This window comes from Collimonas fungivorans (genome assembly GCF_028292705.1).
Taxonomy (GTDB): domain Bacteria; phylum Pseudomonadota; class Gammaproteobacteria; order Burkholderiales; family Burkholderiaceae_D; genus Collimonas; species Collimonas fungivorans_B.
Genome location: NZ_JAQGLV010000002.1, coordinates 1 through 8,628, shown reverse-complemented (window position 1 = coordinate 8,628; position 8,628 = coordinate 1). Strand labels below are relative to the sequence as shown.

Below are 8,628 nucleotides of genomic sequence, written 5' to 3'. Positions count from 1 at the left end.
CTGGCTGCGTTCAATGCCTGGCTGTATCGCTTGACCGGCGCAACCGATATTGTTGTCGCTGTGCCGATCGCGCATCGGCTGCATGCAGAAACCGCGCCGCTGGTCGGCCTGTTCCTGAATACGTTGGCGCTGCGCGCGCGAGTAGCGCCGGTCCAGTCGTTTGCTGCATTGCTGGACGCGGTGCGCGTGACGGCCCTGGATGCGTTTGCCTATCAGGACCTGCCGTTCGACCAGGTGCTTGATGCTGTGAAGCCGCCAGTACGGCGTGGCGATGAATGGCTCAGGGTCAAGTTCGCCCAGCAGTTCGATCTCGAACTGACGGCCGAACTGCCAGGCGCCACCGCACGCATGTCGCCGGGGCCGGACCTGGCCGCACGTTTCGATTTTGCACTGGATTTCACCGACGATCCCCGTGGCATCGAGCTGGTTGCCGCCCATGCGCTGGACGGCATCGACGCCGAGACCGCCTCAGCCTGGCTCAACAGCTTTGCGGTGCTGGTCGCGGATGCGGTGAGCGATCCGAAGCGCGCGATCACCGAACTGGTTTGCACCGACAGCGCCGACTACCATGCGGCACGGCGAGGCCGTTCGCTGCCGCAGGCATGCGACAGCGTACTGACGCTGTTCGCACGGCATGCCAGCGAAACCCCGCATCGGATTGCACTGGCCGACGCCGACACGCAACTCACGTTTGCCGAGCTGGACGACGCTTCGGACCGGATTGCACTGGCGTTGCAACAGCAAGGAGCGGGCGCCGAGCTGCCGGTGGGAGTCTGCATCGAGCGTTCGGTGCACTTCGTGGTGGCGCTGGTTGCCGTTCTGAAATCGGGTGCGTATGCCGTGCTGCTCGATCCGGCGCTGCCCCAGGAACGGTTGGCGGCAGCTGTCGATGCCTGCCAGGCGCGATGGATCCTGGTCGCTAGCCAGGCCAATCCGATGCAACAAATCGGCGCGGCGCAGGCGCTTGGGCTGGATGCGCTTGCGCAAACGCCGTTGCTGGCAAATCGCGCAATGCGCCGGCAGCCGCCAGCGCCTGAGCAGGCGGCTTACCTGATCTACACGTCCGGCTCGACCGGTACACCCAAGGGCGTCGTGGTTTCCCATGGCGCACTGGCCGATTACGTGCAAGGCATGCTAGATGAGCTCGCATTCAGCGACGATGCCTCGATGGCAATGGTGTCGACGGTGGCGGCGGACCTCGGCCATACAACGCTGTTCGGCGCCCTGTGTTCCGGCCGCACGCTGCATCTGCTGCCTATGGAATGCGCATTCGACCCGGACCGTTTTGCGCATGAGATGCGCACACGCAAGGTCGGCGTGCTGAAAATCGTGCCAAGTCACCTGCACGCACTGCTTGACGCCCAACAAGCGGCGGATGTGCTGCCTGACCACGCCATCGTGACCGGCGGCGAAGCTTTACCGTGGGCGCTGGTGGAACGGATCGCGGCGCTCAAGCCTGGCTGCCGGGTGATCAATCACTACGGCCCGACTGAAGCTACGGTGGGCGCGCTGACCTGCGATACCTCGGCACCGGCACAAGCCGGATTGCGCGCCGCGGCGACAACGGCGCAAGGCGTGCCGCTCGGCCGTCCTTTGCCGAACGCCTATGCCTGCGTGCTTGATGCAAGCGGCGCGAGTGTGCCGCCGGGTGCGATCGGCGAACTGTATCTCGGCGGCCCGGGCGTCGCCCGTGGTTACCTGGGCCGGGCTGCGGCTACTGCGGAACGTTTTGTGCCGCATCCATTCGCTCCCGGTGAGCGTATCTATCGTACCGGCGACCGCGTGCGGCTGCGTGCCGACCGGCGGCTGGATTTCCTGGGTCGTCTCGACGACCAGGTGAAGATCCGCGGCTACCGGGTCGAGCCGGGCGAAGTCAGCACCGTGCTGCGTACTTTGGATGGCGTGGCGCAGGCGGAAACACTGGTGGTGGAGCACGAAGGACGCATGCGGCTGGCCTCGTTTGCCACGCCGCGCACCGGAGCAAAGCTGGATGAAGCGGCATTGCGCGCAGCCTTGGCGCTGCGTTTACCCGATTACATGGTGCCGGCCGTGCTGCTGGCGCTTGATGTGCTGCCGGTGACAGCCAACGGCAAGGTTGACCGTCCCGCGCTGCGGGCGCTGGCAGTAGCGCCGGCGCCTTCTGTCGCAGCGAGCGATGCGCCGCGCGGCATGGTTGAAGAAACACTGGCGGCGGTCTGGAAAGAGGTGCTGAAAGCCGAACGGGTCGGGCGCGAAGACAACTTCTTCGAACTGGGCGGCGATTCGATCCTGGTGTTGCAGGTGATCGCCAGGTCGCGGAAACGCGGCGTACGCTTCACGCCGAAACAGTTGTTCGATGGCCCGACGGTGGCGCGCCTGGGCCAGGTAGCGGCAGCGATCGAGGCTGCAACTCCGACTCCCCAGGCCAGGCCCAGCCAAACAAAGCGCGAAGAAAACCTGGTGCTGACGCCTGCGCAGCTGCGGTTTTTCTCGCTTGATATTCCACAGCGCGGACATTGGAACCAGTCAGTCAGGCTAGACGTGCAAGAGCCGTTTGATCTTGACGCATTCGCACGGGCTTTCGATACCTTGCTGAAACATCACGATATATTCAAGCAGCGTTTTACGCAAGATGGCGCACAAGGTGCGTGGTATATCATACAGGCTCCGCAGGCTTTTGAAGCGTTGCCGCTGGCAACCGTCGCTGCGCGGGATGAAGCAGATGCGCTGGCGCAATTCGACGCCTTGCAATGCAGGCTGGACCTGGCGCACGGCCCGACTGCCTGCGCGCTTGCGGCGGCGCTGCCCGACGGCGGCACGCAACTCTATTTCGCAATCCATCACGCGATCGTAGACGGCGTTTCGTGGCGCGTATTGCTGGACGACCTGGATGCCGCCTACCGAGCAGCGCGGGAACGGCGCACCGTGCGCCTTTCCGCCACAGGAGCCAGCGCCCAGGAGTGGGCGGCCCGGCTGGCGCTCGCCGCCAGCGGCGCGGATTCCCCATTCACGGGTGAAGTGCCGTACTGGACCTCGCTTGCGGCTCCTCACCAGGATCTGGTGCTTGACCATCCGCAGGCCGTTGCAGCCAACGCCAGCGCAGAGACCGTGGTGCAGGTCCTCGACGTCGAACTGACGCGCGCCGCCCTGACTGAGGCGAACGCCGCCTATCGCACGCAACTGATCGAACTGCTGATCACCGCCTTGGCGCAGGCGCTGTGCGCCCAAACCGGCCAGACCGCATGCCGGCTGGAACTGGAAGGGCATGGCCGCGAAGCGCTGTTCGACGAGGTCGATGTCAGCCGCACGATAGGCTGGCTGACCAGCCACTATCCGGTAGCGCTGGCAGTCGCGGACACGCCTGTCGCGACGCTGGCCGCCATCAAGGATGCGCTGCGAGCAGTGCCCCATAAAGGACTGGGATTCGGCGTGTTGCAACATTACGGCGACGCTGCGACGCGCACCGCGCTGGCGGCTATACAGCGTCCGCGCGTGACATTCAACTACCTCGGCCAGTTCGATGCGCCGCGCGATGCTGCGCTGGTGCCATGCTTCGGCGGCGCGGGCTGCGAGCGCGATCCTGCCGGCCCGCTCGGCAATGCGCTGGCGATCCACGCCTATATCGACGCCGACGGACCGCGTACATTGAAAGTGCATTGGGTATATGGCAACACGCAGTTCGAACGCACTACCATCGAAACCCTGGCGCAACGTTTCGAAGCGGCGCTTGCCGAATTGACGGCTGCCTGCGCCGCGCGCCTGGCGCAACGCGGCGGCAGCGCCACGCCTGGCGATTATCCGCTGGCGCGCGCGGCAGGCCTGACGCAGGGCGCGCTGGAACGGCTGCCCTTCGACTTGCGCACAATCGAGGACATGTATCCCTTGTCGCCGATGCAGCAGGGCATCTTGTTCCATTCGCTGTTCGCACCTGAACAGTCGACCTATGTGAACCAGCTGGTGGCCACGCTGGCGGCGCCGGACGCAGCGCGTTTGCGCACAGCCTTCGAGGCGGCGGTAGCGCGTCATGACATTCTGCGGACCGGCTTCATCTCCAGCGAAGCGGTAGCGATGCAGATTGTGCATCGGCAGGCGCAGATGCCGGTCGAAATACTCGACTGGCGCGACCGAGGTGAAAGCGGAAAAACGGCATTCGAGGACTGGCTTGTCCAGGATCGGACGCGCAGTTTCGATCTGAGCGCACCACCTCTGATGCGCGTTGCGCTGATCCGCTTGACGGACGACGAATGGCGGCTGGTCTGGACTCGCCACCATCTGCTGCTGGATGGCTGGAGCACTGCGCGCTTCTTTGCCGACGTGCTGCGCGACTACATCGAGCCGCCGCGCCCTCAGCTGTTTGCCGCGCCTGCCAAAACCCGCTACCGCGATTTCATCGCCTGGCTTGCCACACGCGATCTCGATGCGGAACGTCAATTCTGGCTGCAGCGCCTGGCCCGCCTTGGTGAACCGACGCGCGTCGCCGAACATGAAGCCGAAGCCGGCCGTCCGGCCGAGCATTGCACTTGGCGCGCGACACTGGCTGCCGATGTGACAGCGCGCATGTCTGAAACCGCTCGCGGCCTGAAAGTAACGCTCAATACGCTGGTGCAGGGCGCATGGGCGCTGGCGCTGCAGCGAATGACCAACCAGCCGGCAGTGGCGTTCGGTGCGACAGTAGCGGGCCGGCCTGACGCATTGCCCGATGCCGAGACCGTGCTTGGCCTTTTCATCAATACCTTACCCGTCATTACCGAACCATCGCCGCAACGCTCGGTAGCGGAATGGCTGCACGAGCTGCAAGGCGATAACGCCGCTGCGGCGGAGCATGCGCATACCCCGCTGTACGAAATCCAGCAATGGGCCGGACAAGGCGGAGCATTGTTCGATACGCTGGCCGTATTCGAAAACTATCCGGTCGACGAAGCATGGCAGGGGCGTGACGAACGGGCGCTCAAGATGCGCGACCTGCGCAACATCGAGGCAACTGACTTTGCATTGACGCTGGTGATTGAAGCCGGCACATTGCTGACCATCGATTACGGCTACGATGCAGCGCGTATCGGCGAGGCGCGCGTTGCCGCTTTGCATCGCGCATTCGCTGCTGCTGTCGATGCTTTCATCGCCAATCCGCAGGCGCCGCTCGGTTCGATCGCAGTTGCGGCAGATGACGACCTGAATGCACTGGTGCGCCATAACGCTACGGCGCAAGCCTGGCCCGATGCGCAGCAAATGGCAATGCACCGCCAGTTTGAGCGTGCCGCCGGTGCAACGCCTGAAGCGGTTGCGCTTGAATTCGTTGACGCGCAAGGCCATCCGCAGCAGATGTGCTATGGCGAACTCGACCAGTGCGCCACTCGCGTCGCTGCTGCGCTGCTCGATGCCGGCGTAAGGCCGGACACGGCGGTTGCCCTGTGCCTCGAGCGTTCTTTCGATATGGTAGTGGCGTTGCTTGGCGTATTGAAGGCTGGCGCCGCCTATCTGCCGATAGATCCGGATTATCCGCCTGAACGCATCGCTTATATGCTCAATGATGCACAGCCAGCGGTAGTGATCACGCAAGCCCATCTGCGTGAACGCGTTGCAGCTGCGGCGTCGCATGGCAATGTGCGCATCTTTACCGCCGACGAATTGATGCAAAGCGCTGCTAACCTCCATCAGCCTGTAAATGTTGCCGCCGACCAGCTGGCCTACCTGATCTACACCTCCGGCTCGACCGGCAAGCCGAAGGGCGCCGGCAATACACATCGCGCCCTGGCGAACCGGATTGCATGGATGCAGTCGGCGTACCAGTTGCGGCCCGATGACGTCGTCTTGCACAAGACGCCGTTCGGCTTTGATGTGTCGGTTTGGGAATTCGTCTGGCCGCTGGCCGTCGGCGCCAAGCTGGCGATTGCCGCGCCAGGCGATCATCGCGATCCGGCACGGCTAGTGGTGGCGATCGAGACACATCGGGTGACGACGCTGCATTTCGTACCGTCGATGATGGCGGCATTCGTTGCCTATCTCGACGACTTCAAAGCTGCCGGGCGCTGCCTGAGCATTGAGCGGATAGTCGCCAGCGGCGAGGCGCTGGCGCCGGAACTGGCGGCGCGCGTGGCGCAGCTGCTGCCGCATGCCCGGCTCTACAACCTCTATGGCCCGACCGAGGCGGCTATCGACGTTTCACACTGGACCTGCGAGGCGGACGACGGACGGGCGGCATCAGTGCCGATCGGCCATCCTATCGCCAACCTTCAGCTGCATGTGCTGGATATTGCCTTGCACCCGGCGCCGCACGGCGGCGTCGGCGAACTGTATCTGGGCGGTGTCGGCCTGGCGCGCGGTTATCTCGGTCGTTCCGCGTTGACAGCCGAGCGCTTCGTGCCGGATCCGTTCGTGCCGGGCGCGCGCCTGTACCGCACCGGCGACCTGGCGCGCCGCCGGGCCGATGGCGCACTCGATTACCTGGGCCGGGTCGACACCCAGGTGAAACTGCGCGGCCAGCGGATCGAACTGGGCGAGATCGAGGCCTTGCTGCGCACGGTGGCAGGAGTGCACGACGCCGTGGTGATCGTGCGCGATGAGCAACTGATCGGCTACCTGGCGCGCGGCGCGGACGGCGCACTCGACCAGGACATGTTGTTCAGCCTGTTGCAGGCGCAACTGCCGGCATACATGGTGCCTGCTCATTTGATCGAGCTGGAAGCGCTGCCGGTGACGCCGAACGGGAAATGCGACCGTAATGCATTGCCTGCACCGGTGCGGCAGGAAAAAGCGGCAGCTGCCTTGCAGACCGATACCGAACGTGAACTCGCCGCCATCTGGCAGCGGGTGCTGCGCCTTGATGCTGTCGACGCTATTGACCGCAACGATGATTTCTTCATGCTCGGCGGCCATTCGCTGCTGGCGACGCAGGCCAACGCCCAGGCCAACCTGCATTGGGCGCTGATGCTGCCGCTGCGCGCGCTGTTCGACGAACGCACGCTGGCGCGTTGCGCGGCCGTGATCGATCTGGCGCTGGCCGAACGCAGCGCCAAGCCAGGACCGGATACCGCCAGCGCGATTGATGCGCTGCTGGGCGAACTGGAAATGGAATAAGGACCAACTGATGACAACTGCAAAACCAGACCTGCTTTCTCTTGCTGCCCGTTTTGCGCAATTGCCGGACGCACAGCGCAAGCTGTTTCTTCAAAAGCTGGCGGCAGCGGGCATCGATTTCCGCCTGCTGCCGATCCCGCCGCGCGCCGAGCGTGCGGCAGGTGTGCCAGCCTCGTTCGCGCAGATGCGCCTGTGGCTGCACGCACGGATGATCGACGAACCGGCGGCCTATCACATCACCGAACGGCTGCAGCTCGATGGTGTGCTTGACGCGCATGCCTTGCGCCTGTCATGCGATGCATTGATCGCGCGCCATGAAGCCTTGCGCACCACCTTCGCGGAAAGTGCGGACGGCGTGCAGCAGACGGTGCATGCGCCGGCGCGCTGCCCGTGGCACAGCATCGACTTGAGCGATGTTTCCGTTTCAGAGCGCATTGCGCGTGCAGAGGAAATCGCACGCAAGGATGAAGCGCAGCCGTTCGACTTGACCCATGGGCCGTTGCTGCGGGCCTATCTGATACGGCTGGATGCAAATACGCACTGGCTGGCGATCACGATGCATCACATTGTGGCGGACGGCTGGTCGGTCGACGTCATGCTGGCCGAATTGGGATCGTTTTACCGTTCGTATGCAATGAAAGAGACGGTCTCGCTGGCGCCATTGCCGATCCAGTACGCCGACTATGCGTTATGGCAGCGCCGCTGGCTGGATGCCGGCGAACGCGAATCGCAGCTTGGGTTCTGGCGCGGGCAGCTGGCCGACAGCGTATTGGTGCTGCCTGGCGCCGCGCCGCGTCCGGCGCAACGCAGTGCGCGCGGCGCGCGCCATCTGTTCAGGATCGATGCACCACTGGCGCAGCGTGTGCGGACCCTGGCCAATGCGCAGCGGGCGACGCCGTTCGCCGTGCTGCTGGCGGCGCTCAATGCGCTGCTGGCGCGCGCCTCCGGCGAGTCGCATATCCAGGTCGGGGTGCCGTCGGCAAACCGCGAACGTGGCGAAACGGTGGGATTGATTGGTTTTTTTGTCAATACTCTGACGGTTGCCACGCGCATCGGCCGCACGCAATCGTTCGCGACGCTGGTGGAGCAGGTCCAGCGCAACCTGATTGACGCCCAGTCGCATCAGGACGTGCCGTTTGAGCAGGTGGTCGAAGCGCTTGGCGTAGTGCGCAGCGCAAGCCATAATCCGTTGTTCCAGGTAATGGCCGCCTATGGTGCGCGCCGGCATTTGCCGTCGCTTGCCGACGTATCCATAACCATGCTGCCGTCGGGTGCGCCGTTCGCGAAATTCGACCTGACGTTAGGTTTCGAGGAAAGCGAAGACGGGGGAATCGATGCCGGCTTCACTTATGCGCTTGACCTGTTTGACGCCGATGCCGTGGAACGGCTTGCGGAACGTTTTGTCACATTGCTGTCAAGCGCAACGGCCGTGCCTGAAACAGCGGTCTGCGATTTGCAATGGCTGCCGCAGGCGGAGCGTGCGCAGCTCGAGGCCTGGAATTGCCAGCAGCCATATCAACCGACGGCATTCAAGGCAGTGCATGAATATATCGCTGAACATGCCCGGGCCCGGCC

Annotated in this window: 2 protein-coding genes; both read left to right on the top strand. The window is 64.2% G+C overall.

Features of this window, described 5'->3' with window-relative positions:
- Positions 1 to 7,053, top strand: a 7,053-nt coding sequence (locus JWQ61_RS00035) for a non-ribosomal peptide synthetase (protein ID WP_304358699.1), incomplete at its 5' end; no start/stop codon positions are given.
- A gap of 10 nt (positions 7,054 to 7,063) precedes the next feature.
- Positions 7,064 to 8,628 (top strand): condensation domain-containing protein (locus JWQ61_RS00030; protein WP_304358698.1); only part of this gene is annotated, 1,565 nt, incomplete at its 3' end.